We start from the raw sequence: 23,114 nt of genomic DNA on the forward strand, positions 1-23,114 counted from the left end.
TCCCCGGAGCGATGAGTCGCGCAGGTGCTGGCCGGAGGGCGGGGCGGCGGTTACGACATCTGCGCAAGGCCGGCGAACGGCGAATGGGAGAGATCATGAACGCTACCGTCATCGTCACCGGAGCCGCCGGAGGCATGGGCCGCCCGGTCGCCGCCCGCTTCGCCGCGCAAGGCCGCCCCTTGCTGCTGAGCGACGTGAATGCCGAAAGGCTGGAGGCCGTGGCCGCCGAACTGCGCCGGGACGGCGTGCAAGTCTCGACGCTGGCCGGGGACATCGCCGCGCCAGAATTCCCGCAGCGCCTGCTCGATACCCTGGGCGAAGCGCCGCTCTTCGCGCTGGTCCATACGGCCGGTCTCTCGCCGACGATGGCCGAGGCGCCGCGCATTCTGGAAGTGAACTATTTCGCCACCGAACGCCTCGTCGCCGCGCTCCTGCCGCGATTCGAGGAGGGCGGCTGCGCGGTGCTGATCTCCTCGATGTCGGCCTATCTCATCCCCGATCCGGCGATGGTCGCGGCCGTGCAGGACCTCGTCGCGGGCAAGGGGCGGGAGGATGTCGACCGTTTCTCCACCAATCCTGGCATGGGCTATACGCTGTCCAAGCGCGGGGTGATCGGGCTGGTCGGGCGGGAAGCGGCGGCCTTCGGGGAGCGCGGCCTGCGCATCGCCTCCATCGCGCCGGGCTTCATCGACACCGAAATGAGCCGCGCCGAAGCCAAGGCGAGCGAGCAGATGGTGCGGATGATGGGTATGACGCCGCTCGGGCGGCAGGGACTGGGCGACGAAATCGCCTCCGTGGCGGAGTTCCTCTGCTCGCCGGCCGCATCCTATATCAGCGGCTGCGACATCAAGGTGGATGGGGGGATACTGGGCCGCCTGGGCCTGTGATCCCCTGAGACGGTGCCCCTCTGAGACGGTGACCTCCTGAGACGATGACGCTACGGGCGGGAAGCGCTGAAATGCGCTGGCCCGCCCGGTCGTGATGCCAAGTTCCGCCGGCGCCTGCGCAAACCCGATCGCCGCCTTTGCGAAATCCCCTGCCCTTGCGTTCTAGCTCTCGCGCTCCATGACCGTCGCGATGCGGAACGAGGCCCGGTCGAACAGATTGCGCTCATCCGCGACGATCTCGTCGGGCATGAGGTTCTGCGTAATATAGGCCAGGGTCTGGCGGAACACCGCTTCGTCCTCGAACCAGAGTTCGGTGATGACGTCCGGCCCATCGGTGAAATCGCCGGTTTCGGGATGCGGCTGGGGATCGACATAGCGCCGGATGTAGCGGCTGACGCCCTGCGAATAGCGCTCCGCGAGGGGCGCATGCCGCGTCTCGTAGTAGTCGCGGAACTGCTGCGGCGTCAGGTCGGCGCGCCGTTTCATGAACAGCAGGATCTTGTGGAATTGCCGGTCCATCGCGGGCCTCCTTCTCGTCCAGGCCGAGAGCTAGCACGCGGCCTCCCCGGCGACACCGAGAGCCGGGTCGCCGGGGCGATGAGCGGGCGGGCGCCGCCCGCCCGGATTCACTCCGCTTCGCGCACAACACCCGCGCTGGCGTCGTTCGCCGGGGCATGGATGGCGGGCGCCACCGGAACCTGCGCCGCGCCCTGCACGAGATTGGCCAACGACGCACCGTCAAGGCCAAGCTCCTTCATCAGCCCGTCGATCACCGGGGCCTGCGCACGGTACGCAAGCGCGGCACTGACCGCGTCGTTGGCCAGGTTGCCCGATCCGCCGACCGAAGCCGACGAAGCCGATGAACCGCCCTTCTGTGTCAGACCGTCGACCTGCACGATCTTGATCGAATCGATCGCCTCCAGCGGTCGCACGGATTCGCGCACGACTTCCGGCAGAACCTTGAGCAGGGCGAGCTTCATCTGCAGCGAGATCTGGTCGGACGAGAGCAGGTTTGCCGCTTCGTTGACCGCGCGCTGACCCGCCGCTTCCACTTCGAAACGCACGCGCGCGGCTTCGGCGCGGAGCTTCTCGGCCTCGGCCTCGCCTTCGGCGGCAAGGCGGAAGGCCTCGGCGCGGTTGGCGGCGGCTTCGCGTTCGGCTTCGGCTTCCACCTTGACCGAGATCGCCTGCCGCTCGGCTTCCTTGCTGGCCTCGATCAGTTCGATGCGCTTGGCGCGCTCGGCGATCTCGGTCTCACGGCTGGTGATGACCTGTTCCTCGGCGGCGACCGCCTTGGCGCGGGCCTCGTCGGCGTCAGCCTTGGCCTGGCTTTCCTCCCGGCTCTTGTTCTGGATGGCGATCTGCTGCCCCTGGCGCGCCAGTTCGACGGCCTGGGCCTGCGCGATCTTGGCCTGCTGGATGGTGCGATCCGATTCGATCTGCTGCGAATCGACCTGCTGCTTGGCGATGATGCGCGCTTCCTCGGCCTCGCGCCCCCGCAAGGCCTGCTCGCGCGCGACTTCGGCCGCCTGCTCGGCCCGGCGCATCTCGATCTCGCGTTCCTGCTCCAGCTTGGCGAATTCGTTGTCGCGCTGGATCGAGAGCGACTGGCGCTCCGCTTCCAGGTTCTTGGTTTCGATCTGGACGCGGGTGTCCTGCTCGATGTCGTTCCGCGCTTTCTTGCGTAGTTCGATCTGCTCGGTCAGCTTGGTGAGACCCTCGGCATCGAAGGCGTTGTTGGCATTGAAGTGCTCGATCGAGGTCTGGTCCAGCCCGGTCAGCGACACCGATTCCAGCTCAAGCCCGTTCATCGCGAGATCGGACGAGGAAACCTGCTGCACCTTCTGCACGAAGTCCGCGCGCTGTTCGTGAAGCTGGTTCATCGTCATGCCCGCCGCGACCGAGCGCAGCGCATCGACGAACTTGCCTTCGACCAGTTCCTTCAGCGCTTCGGGATGCATGGTGCGGGCGCCCAGCGTCTGCGCCGCCATGGCGATGGCACCGGCATCGGGGCGGACGCGCACGTAGAATTCGGCCTTCACGTCGATGCGCAGGCGGTCCAGCGTGATGAGCGCATCCTGATTCTTGCGCTCCACCGCCAGGCGCACGGTGTTCATGTTGACGGGCATGGTCTCGTGGAAGACCGGCAGGACCAGCGCGCCGCCGTTCATGACCACGCGCTCGCCGCCGAAGCCCGTGCGCACGAAGCCGATTTCCTTGGAAGCGCGCTTGTAGAGCCGCGCGAGCATCAGGCCCAGCGCCAGGAACAGGACGAGGGCGATGCCGGCTAGAATTCCGATGCCGACGAGGTCTTGCATGTCTTCGATACTCCCCCTGGCGTCGTCCGGCCAAAGCCCGGGACCACGCAATCAAATAGACAGGAAAGCTAGCAGAACAGGCGCGGATTTCCCAGGAAAACCGGCCTGACGCGCCGTGCTTTCAAAGCGTTAACCGCAGTTGTCACGCCCTGACGCGCGGCCCTTTTCAGTCCAGGCGCGGCAGGTAGTGGTCGCCCCGCGCAATGGCCTTGAACAAGTCGCCCTCGCGCCGCACCAGCAGCACCTTTTCGCCTTGCACGAAGCGCTGGTCGTGCAGATCGGGCTCCACCATGACATTATGCGCCTGGCCGTAGTGATCGAACACGCGCCCGCGCGCCGGGCTTCCGGCCAGCGCGGTCCCGACCAGGATTTCCGCTTCCCGCCCGACCAGCGCGGAAACGTCGATCGCGCTCGTCTCGTCCTGCGGGATGATCCGGCCGAGCCCCCGTGACAGCGCGCCAGTGATCGGCAGCGAAACGAGGGCAACGACGGGCGCGACGAGCCACGCGCTCCAGGTGCTCCCGGTCAGCGAGAGCAGCAGCTCCTGCGCGGAAATGCCGATCAGGCCGAACACGGTGAGCAGCAGCATGAGCCACATCAGGAACGGCACCCGGCCGAGACCGAGCACCGACAGCAGCCCTGCATCGACGCCGCCATGCCCGTGGAGGGTCCCATGGACGCCCGCATGAACATCGGCATGGACATCGAGGTGGGTATCGCCGCCGAGGAAATCGCCGAGACCGACGATCTGGAGCAGGGCGAACATCAGCATCAGGGCCAGGGCGACCGAAAACGGCAGGCTCCCCGCCCTCGTCAGCAGCTCAACCATCGTCGCTCGCGTCGATGTACTTGGTCTCGAGGAAACGGCCGCGCGTCGCCAGTGCATCCAGGTCTCCGCGCGAGAGGTCCAGGCTCATCGCCTCGATCTGGCCGGCGATGACGTTGAGCCCTTCCACCAGCTGCTGCGAAGGCGTGCTGCCGGCATGGGTCTTGTTGCGCAGCTCGGCGGGAATGCGGGTATAGCTGTCCACCAGCGAAGGCAGGTGTTCCGACAGCAGCTTGCGCACTTCATGCGCGGCGGGGCCGTTGTCCTGCAAGGTGGCAAGCTGCGGCGCCAGCTGTTCGAGGCGCACGCCGATCATGTCCACCGCATCGACCGCGGCATTGGGCAAGGCGCGGCGGCGGGTTTCCAGCCAGAGTTCCGCCGATCCGGCCAGCTCGGGCAATGTCGCGCTGCCCAGTTCCTCGGCACGGAGCTTGGGCGTGGCAGGATAGATCGAGAGCACCATAAACACCGCGAAGGCCAGCAGCGTCGTCAGCACCGTGGTGGTGAAAGACAGCCCGCCGAGGATCAGCCCGGCAGTCAGGGCCACGATGAAGATGCCGAACAGCGCCAGGAAAGCACGGCGAATGCGGCGCCAGCGAAAGCTCCAGCGCTCCTTGCGGGCATTGTAGAGCCGCGCCGCGCGCTGGCGGCGTGCGGCACGGATCACTTCCTGGTTCGCGGCATTGCGACTGCGGGGCGTGACGGAATTGGCCATGGCTGTCAGTCGAGCGCCTCGAGCATGGCCTTCGCCGTCTTGTCGCTGCCCAGCGCCGTGCCTTCGGCCTGGCCTTGCGCGCGGGCGATATAGGCCTTGGACTTGGTGACCTCACCCTCCAGCGACTGCACGGTCTGCTTCATGGAATCGAGCGCCTGCATCTTGAAGGTGTCGATCGAATCCATCGTGTCGTAGATGTTCTGGAAGGCGCGGCTGAGCGTCTCCAGGGGGATCGTGGCGTTCGCCGCCTGCTCGTGGATGCGCGCGGTGTTGTCCTTCAGCATCTGGCCGGTGCCGTCGATGATCCGCGCGGTCGTGGTGTTGAGCGCGGTGATCTGGTCCAGGACCAGCTTCTGGTTGGCCATCGCCTGCGCCACCGTGACGGCCGTGCGCAGCGCGCCGACGGTGGTGGTGGAAGCGCGGTCGACGCCCTTGATCAGCTCGACATTGTTCTTCTTCACCAGATCGAGCGCGAGGTAGCCCTGCACCGAGACCGCCATCTGCGTCAGCAGGTCCTGCGTGCGCTGGCGCACGTAGAACAGCGCGCTCTCGCGCACGGCCTTGGCCTTGGCGGGGTCGACATGATCGAGATCGGCGGCCTTCTGTTCCAGCGTCTCGTCCAGCGCCTTCGACATGAAGATCATCTGTTCGAGCTTGCCCATCGCCGCCCAGAGGTTCTGACGCTCCACGTCGATGGAGGCGTTGTCCATCAGCAGCTCGTCCTTGCCGCCCTGCAGGCGGGCGAGGATCGCGCCGATGTGGCCCTGCGCGCTCTGGTAGCCGTCGAAATAGTTGCGCAGCTTGTTGCCCATCGGGATGATCCCGAAGATCTTCCGGCGCGAGAGCAGGTCGCCCTTGGTGGAGGGGTCGAGGTCTTCCACCGTGCGGCGCAGTTCGGCAAGGTCGGCGCCGACACCGGCGTCCTTGTCCATCGCGCGCACCGGGCGGTCGAGGAAGCGGTTGGACTGGCCCGAAGCCTCGGAAATCTCCTTGCGGCCCATGCTGGTGATCTGGTCGACACGGCGGCCGAATTCGGGCGAGTTCACGTCCTGCGACACGAGATCGGCCACGAACTCGTCCACCCGGACCTGCAGCTTGGACTTCTGCTCATCGCCCACGGGCACGAGACCGGCCGCCTTCTCGGGCTGGACCACGGGCACCGGATCGGGAGGCGTCAGCTTCAGCTCACCCCCAACTGCCTGATCGGTCGTCGTCGCCATGAAAGAAAATCCCCGTCCTTCAAGAAATGTGTCCTGGCCAACGAATCTAGGATTGCCGGCGAATACTGCAAGCAAAACAGGAAGGCGTCGCTTTACGGTTCGACGAGCGGGGTGGCCCCTTCGTCGGTCTCCGCGCCGTCCGGCATCACCAGCATCGTATCGTCCCGCGCCACGAAGCAGAGCCTGAGCCCCGCCGCCCGCGCCCGGCGGACGGCCAGATCCGTGGGGGCGGAGATCGCCACCAGCAGCGGACAGCCGGCGCGCGCCGTCTTCTCCACCAGTTCGTAGGAGCAGCGCGAGGTGACGATAATGAAGCCCTGTGCCGGATCGACCCCTGCACGCGCGAGCGCGCCCACCAGCTTGTCGAGCGCATTGTGGCGGCCCACGTCCTCGCGCAGCGCGATGACATTGCCCGCCTCGTCGCAGAAGGCGGCCGCATGGGTGGCGTGGGTTTCGCGCCCCAGCACCTGGCCGGCGCGCATGGCGTCGAGCCCGCGCCGGATCGCCGGGGGGGCGGCCTGGCTGCGGCGGGTCAGCGGCGGCAGGGGCCGCAGCGCCGCTTCCACACCCTCGATGCCGCAGATGCCGCAGGAGCTGTCTCCCACGCGGCGCCGCGCCCGCTCGACGATCAGGCCCAGCCGTTCCGGCGGCAGGTTCACGCGGGCGACGTAGCCGGCGCCCCAGTCCCCGTTCTCCACCGCGTGAACGGCCACCTCGCCCACTTCATCGGCGGCGGCCAACCCTTCGGCCATGAGGAAACCGGTCACGAAATCCTCGATCTGCAGTGGGGTCGCCATCATCACTGCGTAAGCAATGCCGTTGGTCTCTATCGCTACCGGCGCTTCCACGGGGATCGCGAAGGCCTCTCCCGCGGGGTCTTCCGCGGCCATCCGCGCGCCATAGGCACTGCGCCGAACCCTGATCGTCTCTGCACCGTTCATGCGCGTTTTCTAGCCGGGCGGCCGGCCGCGGTCATCCCCCCTGCCGGATTGGAACGGGTCAAATCTCCGCCTTGATCTGTCCGAAGGCCAGCAGCGCGAAAAGGCCGGTGCCGCCGATCACATTGCCGAGCAGCGTGGGCGCCAGATGCAAGGTGAAAGCGTCCAGGATCGGCAGCTCGCCGTGAAGCACCAGCAGGAACATCTCGGTCGACCCCGCCACGACATGCGCGAAGCCGCCAGCCGAGATCAGCCAGGCGAACAGCGCGACCACGAAGATCTCGAAGCCCTTGGAACTCGGCAGCATCCACACGAATGCCGCGATGAAGAAGCCCGCCGGTACGCCGTCCAGCAGCGCCGTCCAACCCTGCGCCTCGGCCGCCTTGCGGGAGACGTCGAGCATGCCCGCCACGGTGGGATGGGCGGGATCGGCGAAGATGTCGACCAGCAGCGCGGTCAGGAACGTGCCCAGGAGATTGGCCGCCAGCACGATCGCCCAGAGCCGCCCGGTGCGCCAGAGGCGCTCCAGGTTCGGGCTGGCGAGCAGCGGCAGCACCGCCGTCAGGGTGTTCTCGGTGAAGAGCTGGAGGCGCGAGAGCACCACCAGCACGAAGCCCATGGCATAGCCGAAAGCGGCGATCAGCTCGCGCTGGGGGTGGTCCGCATAAGCGTTGTGCAGCAGGCCCTGCGCGAAGACAGAGGTGGAAATGCCGATCCCGGCGGCGATCCCCGAGAACCACAGCGACATCGCCGGGCGGTGCAGTTCCTCTTCGCCCTCGCGGCGGATCACCGAGAAGACGGTGATTGCGGAAAGCCGCAAGTTGTCCTTGATCTGGCCGCGCTCGTGGCCGGTCAGGCCGGATTCGTCCTGCTCTATGTCGCGGTCGGTTTCCTGCCGCTCGGGATCGTCGTGCGAGAGGTCGCGCTCGTCGTCGGAGCCGGATTGGGCCGGGTCGGACTGGGGGGCGGTTTCGGCGGCATTGTCCATCCCGTCAGAACCGCCCCCGGAACGCATGGTTCCTTATTCCCCGATGCGGCGGAGGCGTGCTCCGCCGCGCAGAAGCGGGTCAGACGTAGTCCTCGGTATCGATGCTGGGCTTGATCGTGTCCGGGTAGCGATGGCCGGCGATGGTCTGCTGGTTCATCAGCGCGCCCGCCTTTTCCAGAACGGCGGCGTCGATCTGCAAGCCGGCGGCGGCATGGTTCTGGTCGAAATGCGGGATCGATCGGGTGCCCGGAATTGCGTGGACGTGCTCGCCCTGCGCCAGCACCCAGGCGAGCGCGAGCTGCGCCGGGGTTGCCTGGACCGAAGCGGCCAGAGCGTTGAACTCCGCGATCAGCGCCAGATTGTGCGCCCAGTTCTCGCCCATGAAGCGCGGGAAATTGCGACGCAGGTCCTTCTCGGTGAGCGTGTTCACATCGGTCAGCTCACCGCCCAGCGCCCCGCGCGCGACCGGCGAGAAGGCGACGAGCGCGATCCCGAGTTCGCGCGTGGCATCCATCACGCCCAGTTCCACGTTGCGGGTCCAGAGCGAATATTCGGTCTGCACCGCCGCCACTGGATGCACGGCATGCGCCTCGCGGATATGGGCGGTGGACCATTCGGACACGCCATAGGCGCCGATCTTGCCCGCCTCGATCGCGCGCACCATGGCGCCCACCGAGTCGGCAATCGGCACCTTCGGGTCGAAGCGGTGCATGTAGAACAAGTCGATATGATCGGTGCCCAGCCGCTTCAGGCTGGCGTCGAGCGAGGCGGTGATGCTGTCTGGCGCGCAATCGATCCCGCGGCGGGCGCCGTCGATCAGGATCCCGGTCTTGGAGGCCAGCAGGAACTCGCCCCTCCGGTCCATGATCGCTTCGCCGAGAATTTCCTCGCTCAGCCCCATGCCATAGATATTGGCGGTGTCGAAGTGATCGCAGCCTGCATCCAGCGCATGGCGGAACAGGGCGACCGCCTCCTCGCGAGACGGCGGATTGCCGTAGGCCCAGGCCACATTCATGCAGCCGAGACCGACGGAGTGGACCGGACGGCCCGCGAGGAGGCGTTTCGTCATCAGGACCAGCCGTCCTGCGCTTCGAGGCTCTCGGCCAGCTCGCCGATCACGCGGTAGCAATCGAGCACCTTGCCGACCGACGAGTTGGGCTCACGCCCTTCGCGGATGGCGGCCACGAATTCGCGGTCCTGAAGCTCGATGCCGTTGTTCGACACAGTGACGCCGGTGAGGTCGATCGGCTCTTCGCGGCCGTTCACCAGATCGTCGTAACGCGCGATGTAGGTCTCGCTGTCGCCGATGTAGCGGAAGAACGTGCCGAGCGGGCCGTTGTTGTTGAACGAGAGCGAGAGCGTGCAGATCGCGCCGGTTTCCGCCTTCAGCTGGATCGACATGTCCATGGCGATGCCCAGTTCCGGGTGCTTCGGGCCCTGCAGCGCGTTGGCGGCGACGATCTTGCCCGACTGGTAGGCGAACAGGTCGATCGTGTGCGCGGCGTGGTGCCATAGCAGGTGGTCCGTCCACGAGCGCGGCTGGCCCTTGGCGTTCATGTTCTTGCGGCGGAAGAAGTAGGTCTGCACGTCCATCTGCTGGACGTTGAACTCACCCGCGGTGATCTTGCCATGCACGTACTGGTGCGAAGGATTGAAGCGGCGGGTGTGGCCGACCATGCAGACCAGCCCGGTTTCCTGCTGCTTGGCGACAACCGCCTCGGCATCGGCCCAGGTGTCCGACAGCGGAATTTCGACCTGCACGTGCTTGCCGGCGTTCATGCAGGCGATGGCCTGTTCGGCATGCATCTGCGTGGGAGTGCAGAGGATCACGGCATCGACGTCCGGCATGGCGAGCACTTCGGCCAGATCGGTGCCGGAGTGCGGCGCGCCGTACTTGGCGGCCACTTCGGCAGCCTGTTCGGCCGAGCGGCTGATGACCGAGGCGATCTCTACGCCGTCGATGTTCTTGAGGCCGTCGAGGTGCTTTTCACCGAAAGCGCCGGCGCCTACGAGGGCAATACGCATGGGAATCTCCTTGGGGTGTCTGTCAAAGACAAAGGGCGTGCCGGCGTCAACCACCGGCACGCGGAATCGGTAAGTCGATCAGGGGCAGTCGATCAGGTTTTGAGCTTCGGCATTGTTGCCTTCGACGGTGGTCGAGGGCGGAACATCGCCGTTCACCGGCTCCAGCACGATGTGGCCCACGGCCGTGTTGCTGGCGGGCACGTGGTAGAAGCGACGCAGTTCGCGCGTTTCCTTGCCCAGCGCGCCGCGCATGATCAGCCACATGACCATCTCGATGCCTTCGCTGCCGGTTTCGCGCAGGTATTCGATATGCGGAATGCACCGCAGTTCCTGCGTGTCGCCCGACAGCTTGTCGAGGAACATGGTGTCCCACTCGCGGTTGATGAGGCCCGCGCGCGGGCCCTGGAGCTGGTGGCTCATGCCGCCGGTGCCCCAGACCTGCACGTTCAGGTCTTCATCGAAACTTTCCACGGCACGCGCGATCGCCTCGCCCAGCGCCCAGCAGCGGTTGCCCGACGGCGGCGGATAGGTGACGACGTTGACCGCCAGCGGGATCACCTTCACCGGCCACTTGGCGGGCTTGCCGAACATCATCGACAGCGGAACGGTAAGGCCGTGGTCGACGTCCATCTCGTTGATGATGGTCATGTCGAACTCGTCGAGGATCAGGCTCTGGGCGATGTGCCAGGCAAGGTCCGGATGGCCTTCCACGTCGGGCACCGCGCGCGGGCCCCAACCCTCGTCCGCAGGCTTGTAGCTTTCGCCGCAGCCGATCGCGAAAGTCGGGATGATCTTCATGTCGAAGGCCGATGCGTGGTCGTTGTAGACCAGGATCACGACGTCCGGCAGGTTCTCCGCTTCCCACGCCTGCGTGGGCGCGAAGCCTTCTTGGATCGGCTTCCAGTAAGGATCTTCCCACTTATCGAAGTCGCTGGCGACGCCGAGCGCGGGGATATGGCTACAGGCGATGCCGTGCGTAATGCGGGCCATCTTAGCGGTGCTCCTTAATGGAGCGCACGCCTTCGGGCGAGCGGCCCCCGGCGATCATCATCGCCTGATAATCCTCAACCGACATGCCGGTCATCGTCGACACGGCCTGAAGGAAGCTCAGGCCGTCGGTCGAGAAGACCTTGGCGAGGAAATAGATGTTGCCGCCCAGATCCAGCAGGCGGTTGTAGTCGCGCGCGAGCACGGCCAGCTTCTGGTCCTCGGTCATCGGCCATTCGTCGAGATAGGCGCGCTCGTCGGCCTTCCAGCGCTCGCGGTTTTCCGCCTTCATCAGGCTCATCGCGAACTGGTTCAGGTGATAGCCCTGACGCGCGCGCTTAGCGGTGTAGACGCGCGTGCCCGGAATATCGTCGAACTCGCCGAGATAGGCGTGGATGTCGGTGATCTTGTCGGTCACAGGCCGCGTTCCTTGAGCTTGGCGTCAAGGCGCGGGAAGACCTTGCGCACATTGCCTTCGAAGATCGCGTGGCGCTCCTCGTCCGAGATGTCGAGCGCGTCGACATAGCGCTTGGTGTCGTCGAAGTAGAAGCCGGTCTGCGGGTCGATCCCGCGCACCGCGCCGACCATTTCGGAGCCGAACAAGATGTTCTTGTTGTCGATCACGTCGGCCAGCAGGTTCACGCCCGGCTGGTGGTAGACACAGGTATCGAAGAACACGTTGTTCATGATGTATTCGTCGAGCGAAGGCTTCTTCAGCATGTCCGCCAACCCGCGATAACGGCCCCAGTGATACGGCACCGCGCCGCCGCCGTGCGGGATGATGAAGCGTAGCTTGGGGAACTTCGCGAAGAGGTCGCCCTGCATCAGCTGCATGAAGGCCACGGTGTCCGCCGCAATGTAGAAGCCGCCGGTGGCGTGCATCGCCGGGTTGCACGAACCCGAGACGTGGATCATCGCCGGAACGTCCAGCTCGCTCATCGCCTCGTAGATCGGGAACCAGTATTCGTCGGTCAGCGGCGGATGCTCGAAGTGGCCGCCGCCCGGGTCGGGGTTGAGGTTGCAGCCGATGAAGCCCAGTTCCTCGACGCAGCGGCGCAGTTCCTTCACCGAGGCGGAAAGGTCCGCCTTGGGGCTCTGCGGCAGCATGCACACGCCCACGAACGTCTCGGGGAACATGTTCACCACGCGGGCGATAAGATTGTTGCAGTGGACCGCCCAGGCCTCGGAAACCGCAGAATCGCCGACATGGTGCGCCATCGCGCTGGCGCGCGGGCTGAACACGGTAAGATCGGCGCCGCGCTCCTTGATGAGGCGAAGCTGGTTGTCCTCGATCGTCTGGCGGATTTCCGCATCGGAAATCTCGGGATACGGCGGCGCTTCTTTACCGGCCTTGAAAGCGGCGATCTGCGCCTCGCGCCAGGCGTCATGCGCCTTGGGCAGAACGGTATAGTGACCGTGACAGTCGATGATGAGCGACATGCTCAGTTCTCTCCCTTGAGTACGCCTGCCGCGACCGCGGCCGCAAGCTTGGCTTCGAATCCTTCGGGCGGCGGCACCAGGCCCAGCGCACCCAGCGCCTGCTGCCAGGCGACGGTATTTTCGGTCATCAGCGGCGGAATGCCCAGCGAACGCAGCATTTCCGCGGCTTCGTCCATCTCGGCGGCGCGGCGGCGGCCGTGGACCAGCATGCGGTCGAGATTGTAGTCTGCCCGCTCCGTCCAGGAAATGGCCTTCTCGCTGGCATCGAGCGAGGCAAGCACTTCGTCCGCCACGCCTTCGGCATGGGCGGCCATCATCATCTCGGCGGTCAGGGCCTCAAGCCCCTTCACCGTGACGGAGCGCACCAGCTTGATCGCCGAAGCGCGGCCGACATCGGCGCCCACGGTGCGGACATTGGTGAAGCCCACCGCCTCCAGAGCCGCTTGCGCCTCGGCGGCGTCAGGCCCGGCCACCAGCAGCGGCACCTTCATGCGCGCGGGGTTGACCGGGGCGAGTACGGCCACGTCCACGTAACGCCCCTTGCCCTTGGCAATAGCCTTGGCGGCGGCGCGCTTGGTGCCGGGCGCAACCGAGTTCATGTCGCAGAACAGCGCCCCCTCGCCCAGCAGCGGCGCGACGGCCTCGGCCACTTTCGGCGCGCCATCGGCGGTGACGAGCGACAACACCAGTTCGGCGCCCTCAAGCGCTTCGGCGGCACTGGGGCAAACGGTGATGCCGAGTTCGGTCATGACGTCGCGGCGTTCGGGAAGGATATCGAAGGCACGGGCCTGTCCGGCCCAGTCCCCAGCTCCCGCAAACGTCGATCCGGCCTCTCCGAACCCGATAAGGGCAATGGACCTGTTCATGCTGCCAGTCTGGCCCGATTGCCCGGAAGCCGCCAATCGGAACCACCCGGAAGCTATAAGCTCAGTGCAATAAGCGCGTCATGCCATGATCGCGCGCGCTACCGCGAAACCTCCTTCGCCGCCCACTCCAGGTCGGCGAAGAATTCGCTCTGCACCTCGGTCGGCCGCAGCGACGCGCGGGTGGTCATGCCGATATGGCGGGTAAATTCAGCCGGAAGCCGCGATAATGCGCAAAGCCAGCCTGCCTCCACTTCGACCGTGACCTGATCGGGCGAGAGCACGGTGAGGAAATCGCCGCCCATCATCACCTGACGGATCATCATGACGGAGCCCGATTCGACCGGCACGTCCGGAAGCGCCACATCGTGCTCGCGAAAATAGCGCTCGAAACTGTCGCGGAGCGGGGTTCCGCGCGGCGGCAGGGTGAAGGGGTAGCGGGCCACCTCCGCCGCGCCGGGATCGGTGCCTTCCAGCGGGTGCCCCTTGCGGCCATAGACCGCCGGCCGGTCCTCGAAGAGCGGGTGCTGCACCAGATCGCCTTCCACCAGCGGGTCGCGCAGCGCGCCCACCATGAGGTCCAGCGTGCCGTTGCGCAGCGGCTCCACCAGTTCGGCGCGCGACCCTTCGACGATGGTGAGCTTCACCCGGGGCCGCCGCGCCAGGAACCGCGCCACGGCGGCCGGGAGGATACGGGCGCGTGACAGCGGCATGGCGCCGATGGCGATGCGCCGCGTCTCCAGCCCGCGCAGGGCTTCGACTTCGGACAGCCCCGCCTCCAGCTCGACTTTGGCGAGGCGGAATTCGCGGGCAAGCTGGGTGCCCGCCTCGGTGGTGATGACGAACTTGCCCTGCCGCGCCACCAGCGGGCGGCGCAGCGCCAGGGCGAGATCGTTGACCGCGCGGTGGATCGAGGGCAGCGACAGTCCGGTCTCCTGCCCGGCCCCGGCATAGCTCCCCGTCTCCGCCAGCGCGAGCAGCGCCCGAAGGCGCGACATGGTGACGTGCGGGCTCTGGATATGGGACAGCGCCGCGCCGATGCGCGGCGCCAGGATCTCTCCGGCGCGCGTGGGAATCATGCCGTCGTGACGGCGCTCGAACAGCGGCAGTCCGATCATCGCCTCGAGTCGCCCCAACGCCTGTGTTATCGCGGGCTGACTGAGGTTCACGGCCAGTGCGGCCGCGTTCACCGTCCCCAATTCGGCAATCTTGGCGACTGCACGCAAGTGGCGAAGGTTGAAGTTCCAGATGTCCATGGAGGCACTCTTAGCCAAATCCTATGGCAGGTCCAAAGTTTCTCTTTCCCCCTGCCCCGCCGCTCCGGCAGGAGGCCGACTGCGGGAAAAGGAGAAATGCCATGAGTGCCATCCAAGCCGATCAAGCAGGCGTACGCTGCATGTGGATGCGCGGCGGCACTTCCAAGGGCGGCTATTTCCTCAAGAGCGACCTCCCCGCCGATGCCGCCGCGCGCGACGCCTTCCTTCTCTCCATCATGGGATCGCCCGACCCGCGCCAGATCGACGGCATGGGCGGCGCCGATCCGCTGACCAGCAAAGTCGCCGTCGTCAGCAAATCCGACCGCGAGGGCATCGACGTGGACTACCTGTTCTTGCAGGTTTTCGTCGACCAGGCGCTTGTCAGCGATCAGCAGAACTGCGGCAATATCCTCGCCGGGATCGGCCCCTTCGCCATCGAGCGCGGGCTGATCGAGGCGAAAGGCGATGAAACCAATGTCGCCATCTTCATGGAGAACACCGGCCAGGTCGCCGTCGCCACCGTGCAGACGCCGGGCGGCGTGGTTTCATACAAGGGCGATGCCGCGATCGACGGCGTGCCGGGCACTCATGCGCCGATCCCGCTGGAATTCCGCGACACCGCCGGCTCCTCCTGCGGCGCGCTGCTGCCCACCGGCAACGCGGCCGACGAAGTGAACGGCGTGCGCGTGACCTTGATCGACAACGGCATGCCCTGCGTCGTCATGAAGGCCGAGGATGTCGGAATCACCGGCTACGAGGACCGCGAGAGCCTGGACGCCAATACCGATCTCAAGGCGAAGATCGAGGCCATCCGCCTGGCCGTGGGCGCGCGGATGAACCTCGGCGACGTCAAGGACAAGTCGGTCCCCAAGATGATGCTGGTCGCGCCGCCCAAGCATGGCGGCGCGGTGACCGTGCGCAGCTTCATTCCCCACCGCGCCCACGCCACGATCGGCGTGCTCGGTGCGGTTTCGGTGGCGACGGCCTGCCTGATAGAAGGCTCGCCCGCCGCTGAAGTGGCTGAGATCCCCGAGGGTCGCCGCAAGACACTGTCGGTCGAGCATCCGACCGGCGAGATGTCCTGTGTCCTCGACACGGACGAGGGCGGCGCCGTTACGAGCGCCGCCCTCCTTCGCACCGCGCGCAAGCTGATGGACGGGGTAGTTTTCGGGTAAGCGCGAAAAACCATTCGCTGCAAAGCAACAACAGCGGTTATCAAGCGCTTGGGACCAGGGCCGACGGGCAAGCAAAGTACGGCCTCCCGCTCAAAGATAACTGCCAGGAGCAGCGACATGGCATCGAAGACATTCGTGACGACCACCCTAGCCGCCTTTGCGCTCGCAGCCGCCGTGACCGGCTGCAAGGGCTCGGAACCGGCCGCGACCACGACCGACGCTTCCGGCGCCCCGGTCAAGGTTTCCGACACCATCGAAGCGCGAGAAGCCAATTTCAAGGCCATCGCCAAGGCCAACAAGGCCGCCAAGGAAGCCTTGGAAGATTCCGCGCCGGACTTCGCGGCCGTCTCTGCTTCCGCCACCTCGATCCAGACGGACGCGGGCAAGATCGTCGGCCTGTTCCCCAAGGGCAGCGGGAAGGAATCGGGCGAGAAGACCCAGGCCCTCCCCGCCATCTGGGACAAGCCCGCCGAATTCACGGCCGCGGCAGACAAGCTGGCCGTCGCTGCCGGAAAGCTCAAGATTGCAGCCGACGCCAAGGATGCCGCAGGCGCTCAGATGGCGATGGGTGAGATCGGCGGTGCCTGCAAGGGATGCCACGAGACCTTCCGCGAGAAGAAGCAGTGAACAGCCACGAGGGTGCGGCAGATGTCCGCACCCGCCTGTGGGACTGGCCGGTCCGCGTGATCCACTGGAGCTTCGCGGCACTGATCCCGGCGCTCTGGTGGACGGCCGAAAACGGCGAGATGGGCTGGCACACCAGCATCGGCACGGTGCTGATGCAACTGCTGGTGATCCGCGTGCTCTGGGGCTTCGTCGGCAGTTCGACCGCGCGGTTTTCGGGCTTCGTGCGAGGGCCGGGCGCGGTGCTGGCGCATTTGCGGTCGGGCGCTCACGAACCCACCCCCGGCCACAATCCGGCGGGCGGCTGGAGCGTGCTGGCGATGCTCGGCCTCATGGCCCTGCAGGTCACGCTGGGTTTCTTCGCGGGTGATCCGGACGACGGCACCACCGGGCCGCTCAATCACCTGGTGTCCTCCTCCACCGCCAGCCGGATGACGGAACTGCATGGGATCGTGTTTTACCTGATCCTGGCGATGATCGTGCTGCACCTTGCCGCGATCCTCTATTACCGCGTGGTGAAGCGGGACCGGCTGATCGGGGCCATGGTGACCGGCTCACGCCCCATGCCCGCCGGTACGACCGGCATGGTCAATGCCCCCGTCTGGCGGCTGATCGCCTGCGTGGTTGTCGCCTGGCTGGTTGGCTGGGTGGTCTGGGTTGGTGCGGCGTGAGTATCGAATGGTGGCGCGGTCCGCTCTGGATTGCTTCGCTACGCTCGCAATGACGAAGGTTGGGGGTAAGGTTGGGTTTGGGTTGCGGTTGGGCGTGGCGTGGCGTGGCGTGAGCGTGGCACGCCCCAAATAGCGCTATGACAGAATTATAACCCCCTTCGTCATTGCGAGGAGCGAAGCGACGAAGCAATCCAGAGCGATGAAGCGCGACTTCCAACCCGCAGTCTACATCGTCGCCAGCGCCCGCAACGGCACTCTTTACGTGGGCGTAACATCCAACTTACGCCAACGCGCATTCCAGCACCGCGAAGGCGTCATCGACGGGTTTTCCAAGCGCTACGGCCGCAAGCACCTTGTGTGGTTCGAAGTGCATTCCACCATGGAACACGCCATCCTGCGCGAAAAGCAGCTCAAGGGCGGCTCGCGGAAACGGAAGACCACACTTATCGAGGCGGGGAATCCGCTGTGGGACGATCTGTTCGAGATTATCTGCGGCTGACGAAGCGATCCGGGGGCGGCGCTGTGCCGCTCTGGATTGCTTCGTCAGCTTCGCTTCCTCGCAATGACGAGGGTGGGGTGGGGCGAGTAAGCCCCAGCCCCTGCCCCAGCCTCAGAACATGTCCACGTCCAGCGCCATCATCGAGGCCTTGCCCGACTTGATCGCCAGGAACGCGGCGGTCGCCTGCGGCAGCAGGCGGTCGAAGAAGAACCGCGCGGTGCCGATCTTGGCGGTGTAGAACGCCGCGTCCTCGGTGCCTTCGTCCAGCCTGGCCTTGGCGATCAGCGCTGCCTTGGCGAACGTGTAACCCATGGCGACAAGGCCGATCAGGCGCAGGTAGTCGGTCGCGGCGGCGCCGGCTTCCTCAGGGTCCTTCATGCCCTTCTGGGCGATCGTTCCGGTCGAAAGCTGAAGCGCGCCGAAGGCCTTTTCCAGCCCTTCGATCATCTTGCCGAAGGTCTCGTCCGCCTTGTTCGCCTCGATGAAGTCGGAGACGGGGTGGAAGAACGAGCGCAGATAGCGACCGGCATGGGCGGGCATCTTGCGGCCGACAAGGTCGAGCGCCTGGATGCCGTTGGTGCCTTCGTAGATCATGGCGATGCGGGCATCGCGCACGAACTGCTCCACGCCGCTTTCGGCAATGTAGCCGTGGCCGCCGTAGACCTGCACGGCAAGGTTCGCGCTTTCATAGCCGCAGTCGGTGAAGAGCGCCTTCACCACCGGGGTCATCAGCGCGATGAAGTCTTCCGCACGCGCCTTCACGGCCGGATCGGTCGCGTGCTTTTCAGCATCGAGCGCGCGGCTGACCCAGGCGCCCAGAGCGCGGCTGCCTTCGTTATAGGCGCGCGCGGTCATCAGCATGCGGCGCACGTCGGGGTGGACGATGATCGGATCGGCCGGGCCCTTGGGGTTCTTCACGCCCGACAGCGAGCGGCCCTGCACGCGGTCCTTGGCGTACCACACGGCCGACTGATAGGCGGCTTCACCCACGCCGAGCCCCTGGATGCCCACCGAAACGCGCTCGGTGTTCATCATCTTGAACATGGCTTCCATGCCCTTGTTCGCAGTGCCGACCAGCCAGCCGATCGAATCGTCGAAGTTGAGCTGGCAGGTGGCCGAGGCCTTGAGGCCCATCTTGTGCTCGATCGCCGCCACCGAAACGCCGTTGGACGGGCCGGGCGTGCCGTCTTCCTTGGGCAGGTACTTCGGCACCAGGAACAGGCTGATGCCCTTCACGCCTTCCGGCGCATCGGGAAGCCGGCCGAGGACGAGGTGGATGATGTTCTCGGTCAGGTCGTGCTCGCCCGCCGAAATGAAGATCTTCGCGCCGGAGATCTTGTAGCTGTCGTCACCCTGAGGAACGGCCTTGGTGCGCAGCATGCCAAGATCGGTGCCGCAGTGCGGTTCGGTAAGGCACATCGTGCCCGACCAGGTGCCCTCGACCATCTTGGGCAGGTAGGCCTGCTTCAGCGCGTCGCTGGCATAGCCCTCGATCGCCGTGGTCGCGCCGTGGGTGAGGCCGGGATAGAGGCTGAACGACAGGTTGGCGGAGCAGATCATCTCCTCGGTCAGCTTGTTCAGCGCCTCGGGAAGCCCCTGCCCGCCCCATTCGGGATCGGACGCCAGCGCACACCAGCCGCCTTCGCGGAACATGTCGTAGGCTTCCTTGAAGCCCTTGGGGGTGCGGACTACGCCGTTTTCGAGGGTGCAACCCTCGATGTCACCGCTGCGGTTCAGCGGCAGCAGGACTTCCTGCGCCACTTTCGCGGCTTCTTCCAGCACCGCGTCGACAAGATCGGGGGTGAATTCGGCCAGGGCTTCGAGATTGCCGAAGCCGTCGTCGTTGTGGAGTTCGTGGAGCACGAACTTCATGTCGCGCAGGGGCGCTTCGTAGACTTGCATGTCACTCTCCTCGCAGGTCGAGAGGTGAACTCGCCTCATCCCATCCCGCTTCCTGTCGCACCCCGCACTTCGTCATTGCGAGCGAAGCGAAGCAATCCAGGGCGGTTTGCGACGCCCCTGGATTGCCGCGCGGCTTCGCCGCTCGCAATGACGAGAGAGGGAATGAGGAAAGGAGGATGGGGTGGCAGGTCACGCTCTCGGCCCGGTTTTCCTTTGGTTCAGTTACGCAGCGGCTTGCCGGTTTCGAGCATGTGCTCGACGCGGGCGACCGAGCGGTCGTCGCGCAGGCGGCCCATGAAGGCATCGCGCTCCAGCTTGAGCAGTTCGCCCTCGCTCACCGTGTCGACGAGGTCGAACTCGTCGCCGCCGGTCAGCACGTCGGCCAGAATGCCCGAGACCACCACGTCGTAGTCGGTCGCCATGCCGCGCTTGTGGAAGCCTTCGACCGCAAGGCCGAGTGCGGTGCGGCCACCGGCGCCGGGCAGCTTGAACTCGGGCGCCTCGGGCGGGGTATAGCCCTCGACCAGCGACAGAGCCTTCTGCTTGGCGTCATGCAGCAGGCGATCGCGGTTCATCGAAATGCCGTCGCCCCCCCGCAAAATCATCATCTCGCGCGCCTGCTGGGCAGACTTGGAGACTTGCGCGGTCGAGACCATCTCGAACACCTTGGCCACCGCCGGCATCGGGCCCTTGGGCATGCCGGGGGCAGTGCGCCAGCGGTCCAGCATTTCGCCGTTGCCGCCCCAGCCGGGAACGAGGCCGACGCCGCATTCCACAAGGCCGCAGTAGAGTTCGGCATGGGCCTGGATCGCGTCGCAGTGGAGCAGGATCTCGCACCCGCCGCCGAGCGCCAGGCCGGCGGGAGCACCGACCACCGGGAACGGTGCGTACTTCAGGCCCTTGTAAGCCAGCTGTCCGCCCGCCACGAGCTTCTCGATCTCACCCCAGGCGGCGATATTCACCGCGAAGAGCGCGAGGCCCAAGTTGGCGCCGGCCGAGAAAGTGTCGGCATCGTTGTAGACGACCAGCGCCTTGTACTGTGCCGCCACCAGCGGGATGGCCTGCCCGATCAGCTTCATGACTTCGCCGTCGAGCGCGTTCATCTTGCCGGTGAATTCCAGGCAGACGACGCCGTCGCCGATGTCCCACAGCGCGGCAGAGGCATTGCGGATGATCGGCTTGGACGAAAGCTTCACGTCAGCCAGGCGCATCACGCCTTCGGGGCGGACGATGTCGCGGTATTCGCCGTCGAGGCCCAGGAACTGGCGCTTGCCGTTCTCGATCCGGTAGAACGTGCGGTCGCCCGCCACGGTCAGGATCGCGGGCACGGCCTTGCCTTCGGCGGCAAGGCGATCGGCCAGGTACTTGGCGCCCAGCTTGTCGATCATCTCGAACGGGCCGGACTTCCAGTTGTAACCCAGCTTCATCGCGTCATCGACGGCAACCACGTCCGAAGCGGCATCGGGCACGAGGCTGGCGGCATAGGCCAGCGTATCGCCCAGCACGGCCCAGGCGTAGGCGCCGATGTCGCCCTTGCTTTCGACCAGTGCCTTGAGGTCACCCTTCGAGGCGGCGCCGCGCGGGCCCTGTGCGGTGATGGTCGGGCGGTATTCGCCGGTCTGGAGGTCGATGGTCTCCTTGCGGCGACCGGCCTCCTTGTTGAGGCGGTAGAAACCGCCCTTGCCCTTGCGGCCGGTATAGCCCTCGCCGATCATCTTGTTGATCAGCGGAATGTCGCGGGCGATGCCGTGGTAGAGGTCCCCTGCGGGCAGCGTCGAGGTGAGGCTGGCCTGCAAGTGCGGCATCAGGTCGATGCCGACCAGATCGACAAGGCCGAAGATGCCGGTCTTGGGCACGCCCATCGGCTTTCCGGCGATGGCGTCGGCCAGTTCGATGGTGATGCCCATGTCGAACGCGGCGTTGAGGCCAAGCTGGATCCAGTACGTGCCGATGCGGTTGGCGATGAAGCCCGGGGTGTCCTTGGCCTTCACCACCGTCTTGCCCATGGAAACGTCAGCGAACTGCTCGACCTTGGCGGCAACGCCAGCGTCGGTTGCCGGGCCCGTGACGATCTCCAGCAGGCGCATATAGCGCGGCGGATTAAAGAAGTGGGTGATCAGGAAGTCGCGCTTGAAAGCGTCCGAACGCCCTTCCACCAGATTGGCGAGCGGGATCGTCGAGGTGTTCGACGAGACGGCGGTGCCGTCGCGCTTCACCGCTTCCAGCTTGGCGTAAAGGCCCTGCTTGATGTCGAGACGCTCGATCACCGCTTCGATCACCCAGTCGCACTCGGCAACTTTGTCGAGGTGGTCTTCGATATTGCCGGTCTCGACCAGCTTGGCGGCCGACTTGCTCATGAACGGCGCGGGCTCGGTCTTGAGCATCTTCGCCACGGCGCCTTCGGCGACGACATTGCGATTGGTCGCATCCTTCGGAACGATGTCGAGCAGCAGCACCGGCACGCCGGCATTGGCGACCTGAGCGGCAATCCCGGCACCCATGGTGCCAGCGCCGATCACGCAGACTTTTTTGATGATATTGTCGCTCATTCCACGGACTCCAGGATCGTGGCGATGCCCTGACCGCCGCCGATGCACTGGCTGGCGAGCGCGTACTTGCCGCCTTCGCGCTTCAGCAGCGACGCCGCCTTGCCGACGATGCGCGCGCCGGTGGCGCCCAGCGGGTGGCCGATGGCGATCGCGCCACCGTCGATGTTCACCTTGGCCATGTCGAGGCCGAGGTCCTTGATGCAGGCCAGCGCCTGCGAAGCGAAGGCCTCGTTCAGTTCGACCACGTCGAGATCGCCCGCCGAGATACCGGCGCGCTCAAGCGCCTTCTGGCTGGAAAGGATAGGGCCAAGACCCATGGTTTCCGGCGCGCAGCCCGACACCGCGACCGACTTGATGCGGGCCAGGATCGGCAAGCCGTGGGCACGGGCATATTCCTCGGTGGTGACGAGAACGGCGCTGGCGCCATCGGTCAGCGGCGAGGACGTACCGGCGGTAACCGACCCAGCCGCGTCGAACGCGGGCTTCAGGCCGGCAAGGCCTTCTGCGGTGGTTTCGCCGCGAATGGTGCCGTCTTCGCTCACCACGCCGCCCTTGGTCTGGATCGGCACGATCTCGTCGGTCAGCTTGCCCGCCTCACGCGCGGCGGCGGCCTTCTGCTGGCTGGAAACGGCCAGCGCTTCCTGGTCGGCGCGGGGAATCTGGTACTTGGTGGCGACGTTTTCGGCAGTTTCGCCCATCGACATGTAGGCGGCGCTCTTCTTCGCCAGCTCCGGATTGGGCAGCGGGTTGAAGCCCATCATCGGCACGCGGCTCATCGATTCGACGCCCGCGCAGACGAAGACTTCGCCCGCGCCGATGGCGATCTGGCCCATGGCATAGTGGATCGAGCTCATCGAGGAGCCGCAGAAACGATTCACGGTCATGCCGCCGACCGAGATCGGCAGGTCCGCCAGCAGGCCGATCAGGCGCGCGACGTTGAAGCCTTGCTCGCCCTCGGGGAACGCGCAGCCGACGATGACGTCTTCGATATCAGCCGCTTCCACGCCGGTCTTGGCGATCAGGCCGCGAATTACCTGGGCGGCAAGGTCGTCCGGACGGACCCGCGCCAGCGCGCCCTTGTTGGCCAAGTGGAAGGGCGAGCGGGCGTAACCCGCGATCACGACACTTTGCATGCACTCTCTCCGTGGGCCGACGCGCCGAGGGCTCTTCCCCAGGCTGCGCCGTCTTCTTCCCTAAGGGTGCAATTCTTTCCCTATACGTCAAGCAAATT

At 66.0% G+C, this 23,114-nt stretch carries 22 protein-coding genes; 5 read left to right on the forward strand and 17 right to left on the reverse strand.

Translation table 11 applies throughout. The features are described from left to right. The first annotated feature begins 95 nt into the window (after nt 1-95). A complete protein-coding gene (locus AC1VV3_RS21160; RefSeq protein ID WP_482962406.1) occupies nt 96-887 on the forward strand; it encodes an SDR family NAD(P)-dependent oxidoreductase in 792 nt (263 codons plus the stop codon). A gap of 162 nt (nt 888-1,049) precedes the next feature. Here the strand turns inward: AC1VV3_RS21160 and AC1VV3_RS21165 are convergent, their stop codons facing one another. From AC1VV3_RS21165 to AC1VV3_RS21230, 14 genes are all read right to left on the reverse strand, one after another. Then, a complete protein-coding gene (locus tag AC1VV3_RS21165; RefSeq protein ID WP_482962407.1) occupies nt 1,050-1,406 on the reverse strand; it encodes an EthD domain-containing protein in 357 nt (118 codons plus the stop codon). A gap of 107 nt (nt 1,407-1,513) precedes the next feature. Then, nucleotides 1,514-3,205, reverse strand: a complete 1,692-nt coding sequence (locus tag AC1VV3_RS21170) for a flotillin family protein (RefSeq protein ID WP_132267385.1) — start codon at nt 3,203-3,205, stop codon at nt 1,514-1,516. A gap of 166 nt (nt 3,206-3,371) precedes the next feature. Then, nucleotides 3,372-4,034 carry a YqiJ family protein gene (locus tag AC1VV3_RS21175; RefSeq protein WP_482962408.1) on the reverse strand — a complete coding sequence of 221 codons (663 nt, stop codon included), beginning with the start codon at nt 4,032-4,034 and terminating at the stop codon, nt 3,372-3,374. Further along, nucleotides 4,027-4,746, reverse strand: a complete 720-nt coding sequence (locus AC1VV3_RS21180; RefSeq protein WP_314467132.1) for a hypothetical protein — start codon at nt 4,744-4,746, stop codon at nt 4,027-4,029. Before AC1VV3_RS21180 ends, AC1VV3_RS21175 begins: the two co-directional genes overlap by 8 nt. A 5-nt stretch (nt 4,747-4,751) precedes the next feature. Next, nucleotides 4,752-5,966: a toxic anion resistance protein gene (locus AC1VV3_RS21185; RefSeq protein ID WP_465127237.1), complete on the reverse strand. Its 1,215-nt coding sequence runs from the start codon at nt 5,964-5,966 to the stop codon at nt 4,752-4,754. A gap of 92 nt (nt 5,967-6,058) precedes the next feature. Next, nucleotides 6,059-6,907 (reverse strand): formate dehydrogenase accessory sulfurtransferase FdhD, encoded by an 849-nt coding sequence (gene fdhD / locus AC1VV3_RS21190; protein ID WP_482962409.1) that lies wholly within the window; start codon nt 6,905-6,907, stop codon nt 6,059-6,061. 58 nt (nt 6,908-6,965) lie between these two features. Next, complete coding sequence (locus AC1VV3_RS21195) at nt 6,966-7,919, reverse strand: formate/nitrite transporter family protein (protein ID WP_482962410.1); 954 nt, start codon at nt 7,917-7,919, stop codon at nt 6,966-6,968. Between the two features lie 52 nt (nt 7,920-7,971). Further along, nucleotides 7,972-8,961 carry an aldo/keto reductase gene (locus AC1VV3_RS21200; protein WP_482962411.1) on the reverse strand — a complete coding sequence of 330 codons (990 nt, stop codon included), beginning with the start codon at nt 8,959-8,961 and terminating at the stop codon, nt 7,972-7,974. Then, nucleotides 8,961-9,917, reverse strand: coding sequence for a Gfo/Idh/MocA family oxidoreductase (locus tag AC1VV3_RS21205; RefSeq protein ID WP_482962412.1), 957 nt, complete (start codon nt 9,915-9,917; stop codon nt 8,961-8,963). The genes AC1VV3_RS21200 and AC1VV3_RS21205 overlap by 1 nt, the downstream gene beginning before the upstream one ends. A 78-nt stretch (nt 9,918-9,995) precedes the next feature. Then, nucleotides 9,996-10,907 (reverse strand): class III extradiol dioxygenase subunit beta, encoded by a 912-nt coding sequence (locus tag AC1VV3_RS21210; RefSeq protein ID WP_482962413.1) that lies wholly within the window; start codon nt 10,905-10,907, stop codon nt 9,996-9,998. A gap of 1 nt (nt 10,908) precedes the next feature. Continuing rightward, on the reverse strand, nt 10,909-11,322 hold the full coding sequence (ligA, locus tag AC1VV3_RS21215) for a protocatechuate 4,5-dioxygenase subunit alpha (RefSeq protein WP_243654304.1): 414 nt from the start codon (nt 11,320-11,322) through the stop codon (nt 10,909-10,911). Beyond that, nucleotides 11,319-12,344: an amidohydrolase family protein gene (locus AC1VV3_RS21220; RefSeq protein WP_482962414.1), complete on the reverse strand. Its 1,026-nt coding sequence runs from the start codon at nt 12,342-12,344 to the stop codon at nt 11,319-11,321. The genes ligA and AC1VV3_RS21220 overlap by 4 nt, the downstream gene beginning before the upstream one ends. Before the next feature lie 2 nt (nt 12,345-12,346). After that, nucleotides 12,347-13,210: a DUF1932 domain-containing protein gene (locus tag AC1VV3_RS21225; RefSeq protein ID WP_482962415.1), complete on the reverse strand. Its 864-nt coding sequence runs from the start codon at nt 13,208-13,210 to the stop codon at nt 12,347-12,349. A gap of 98 nt (nt 13,211-13,308) precedes the next feature. After that, complete coding sequence (locus tag AC1VV3_RS21230; protein ID WP_482962416.1) at nt 13,309-14,463, reverse strand: LysR substrate-binding domain-containing protein; 1,155 nt, start codon at nt 14,461-14,463, stop codon at nt 13,309-13,311. A 101-nt stretch (nt 14,464-14,564) separates the two neighbouring features. On the opposite strand from AC1VV3_RS21230, the gene AC1VV3_RS21235 reads away from it, so the two are divergent. The 4 genes from AC1VV3_RS21235 to AC1VV3_RS21250 all read left to right on the forward strand — a co-directional run bounded on the left by AC1VV3_RS21235 (nt 14,565) and on the right by AC1VV3_RS21250 (nt 17,432). Further along, nucleotides 14,565-15,638 (forward strand): 4-oxalomesaconate tautomerase, encoded by a 1,074-nt coding sequence (locus AC1VV3_RS21235; RefSeq protein ID WP_482962417.1) that lies wholly within the window; start codon nt 14,565-14,567, stop codon nt 15,636-15,638. Between the two features lie 117 nt (nt 15,639-15,755). Beyond that, the gene (locus AC1VV3_RS21240) at nt 15,756-16,265 is read left to right on the forward strand and encodes a c-type cytochrome (RefSeq protein WP_482962418.1); all 510 of its coding nucleotides are present in this window, start codon (nt 15,756-15,758) and stop codon (nt 16,263-16,265) included. Continuing rightward, entirely contained in the window at nt 16,262-16,933 is a 672-nt protein-coding gene (locus tag AC1VV3_RS21245) for a cytochrome b/b6 domain-containing protein (protein WP_482962419.1), read from the forward strand. The genes AC1VV3_RS21240 and AC1VV3_RS21245 overlap by 4 nt, the downstream gene beginning before the upstream one ends. 199 nt (nt 16,934-17,132) lie before the next feature. Continuing rightward, on the forward strand, nt 17,133-17,432 hold the full coding sequence (locus AC1VV3_RS21250; RefSeq protein ID WP_482962420.1) for a GIY-YIG nuclease family protein: 300 nt from the start codon (nt 17,133-17,135) through the stop codon (nt 17,430-17,432). A gap of 111 nt (nt 17,433-17,543) precedes the next feature. Here AC1VV3_RS21250 and AC1VV3_RS21255 read toward each other — a convergent pair whose 3' ends face one another. The 3 genes from AC1VV3_RS21255 to AC1VV3_RS21265 all read right to left on the reverse strand — a co-directional run bounded on the left by AC1VV3_RS21255 (nt 17,544) and on the right by AC1VV3_RS21265 (nt 23,016). Beyond that, complete coding sequence (locus AC1VV3_RS21255; RefSeq protein ID WP_482962421.1) at nt 17,544-19,334, reverse strand: acyl-CoA dehydrogenase C-terminal domain-containing protein; 1,791 nt, start codon at nt 19,332-19,334, stop codon at nt 17,544-17,546. Nucleotides 19,335-19,552: 218 nt separating this feature from the next. After that, nucleotides 19,553-21,883 (reverse strand): 3-hydroxyacyl-CoA dehydrogenase/enoyl-CoA hydratase family protein, encoded by a 2,331-nt coding sequence (locus AC1VV3_RS21260; protein ID WP_482962422.1) that lies wholly within the window; start codon nt 21,881-21,883, stop codon nt 19,553-19,555. Then, a complete protein-coding gene (locus tag AC1VV3_RS21265) occupies nt 21,880-23,016 on the reverse strand; it encodes a thiolase family protein (protein ID WP_482962423.1) in 1,137 nt (378 codons plus the stop codon). Before AC1VV3_RS21265 ends, AC1VV3_RS21260 begins: the two co-directional genes overlap by 4 nt. Nucleotides 23,017-23,114: the final 98 nt, after the last annotated feature.

Source organism: Novosphingobium sp. BL-S-34, from assembly GCF_056857015.1.